This window comes from Marivivens sp. ABH4_498 (assembly GCF_056160585.1).
This window is the reverse complement of record NZ_JBSWXL010000015.1, coordinates 1-1,940: the sequence shown is the minus strand read 5'-3', so window position 1 is coordinate 1,940 and position 1,940 is coordinate 1. Positions and strand designations below refer to the sequence as shown.

At 49.4% G+C, this 1,940-nt stretch carries 2 protein-coding genes; both read left to right on the top strand.

What is annotated here, in order from left to right:
- The first annotated feature begins 157 nt into the window (after positions 1-157).
- Positions 158-928 (top strand): maleate cis-trans isomerase family protein, encoded by a 771-nt coding sequence (locus ACXAGA_RS16450; protein ID WP_475118551.1) that lies wholly within the window; start codon positions 158-160, stop codon positions 926-928.
- Between the two features lie 176 nt (positions 929-1,104).
- A complete protein-coding gene (locus ACXAGA_RS16445) occupies positions 1,105-1,776 on the top strand; it encodes a helix-turn-helix transcriptional regulator (protein ID WP_475118550.1) in 672 nt (223 codons plus the stop codon).
- The last annotated feature ends 164 nt before the right edge of the window (positions 1,777-1,940 follow it).

Here is a 1,940-nt window from a genome sequence, read left to right as displayed (position 1 = left end):
CAGGCGACCCACATGGGCACCTACACGATGAACCGTGACATGATCGCCCAAGCCTAAAACCCTAACCGCCCGCCCTCTGATAAGGGGGCGGATACACTCACATTCCTTGGCGAACGTGCACTGCCGCGTTTCCGTCTGCCAACAGGAAAGCCAGACCATGCTCCAACAGCAAAATCTCCGCCGCATAGGATTGATCGTCCCTAGCTCCAATTTGACGATGGAGACCGAAATCCCAATGCTTCTCAAAGCACGAGAAGAAATTTTGCCTGATCGCTTTACGTTTCATTCGTCACGGATGCGTATGAAAAGCGTCGTAAAAGAAGAGCTGGCGCAAATGGACAATGACAGCGTACGCTGCGCTATCGAACTGTCAGACGCCGCGGTCGAGGTTCAAGCCTACGCCTGCCTTGTCGCAATTATGTCGATGGGTCTTGGGTATCACAAAGTTTCAGAACAGAAATTGCATGACGCGACATCGGAAAACGGCCACCCTACCGTAGTACTAAACTCGGCAGGTTCGTTGGTTGACGCGCTAAAGGAAAAGCAGGTCAAAAAGATCTCTCTTATCTGCCCATACATGCGCCCTTTGGCACAGGTTGTTGTTGAATACATTGAAAACGAAGGCATTGAAGTACAAGATTTTCTGGCTTTGGAAATACCAGACAACTTGGAGGTCGCAGCACAAGACCCTTTCGCCCCCAGCGAACTATGGAAGAAATTAGATTTGCGCGGCGTTGATGCGATTGTCGCTTCTGCCTGTGTTCAGATGCCGTCGCTTGCCTCTATCGAGCCGATAGAAAAGGCATCTGGAATACCGACACTCTCTGCTTCGGTGGCGACAACGCGAAACATATTAGGCAAATTAGGCCTTGCGCAAGTTGCACCACATGGGGGAGCCTGGTTATACGATAATGCGTTGATTGAATAGTAAATTTGTTTTTGATAGGCCGACTTTTGTTCCAGCTCCCTACCAATTTCACGACGACCCAAAACGGATCAAATAAGGTCGAAGTTTTTTCAATTTCTCAGGCCACAAAGGCGGTTTTCCCAGAAATTTTCTTTCGGAAAACCGTCTTGTTCTTCATTCTAAGGGGGGCAAAACGTGTGGTCACCTCGCCGAACGCCGATCTTTCAGGTTACGAGGGTGATGTCTTTGTCTTTTCGCCAGAGGCGACCATCACGATGGAGAACCATCCAGTATTTAACGAAGATTACAAAGCGATTGGGATAAGCTATTCGAACGACCTTGTTCGGTCGATCTTCACCCAGCCCGTTCCAATAGCCGAACGCAAAGATGTGTTGCTGATTTCGAAAAATTCCTTTCCAACATCTAACGTCATTCAAAACATTCAAGCCACTTGGGCGAACGATGACCTACCGCAGAGCGTCAAAGTCCATCGATTGGCAGAGCCGTTGGTTTGGCTCAAAGAAGCGGGTTACAATCTGCAAGCCCCAGCAGAGGAAAACGCAATCAGCCGCGTGCGTCGGCTCATCGAAACGGACCTTAGTCATTCGTGGCATACTGCCGAAGTCGCAGACCATTTTGCAATGAGCGAAGCGACGTTCAGACGATGGCTCGCCGCCTGTGATCAAAGCTTTTCAAAGGTGCTCTTGCGGGCCAGATTAGAGCGTGCGTTGACGCTGTTGCAAATTTCAGACGCGAAGATCACACAGATATCGTTGGAGTGCGGCTTTAAAACCCCATCGCATTTCGCCGATGTATTTCGCAAACGTTTCGGCATCACACCCAAGGCAATTCGCCATCGTCCACATTGATCGGATTTCGATATTTTCTGATCCCGAACGGGCAGTACTGCTTGGACCTTTGATTTAGCGTTCTCTTGAAATGCAACATTTCGGAGATACAAAATGAAACTGGAAATCAAAGATTGGGCGAACGGCGCGCCTATTCCCGCGAAATTCGCGTTCGGCAAAATTCC

Bases quoted from the DNA above. Each gene is read 5' to 3' on its own strand.
- ACXAGA_RS16450 (WP_475118551.1), top strand. From the start codon at position 158: ATGCTCCAACAGCAAAATCTCCGCCGCATAGGATTGATCGTCCCTAGC.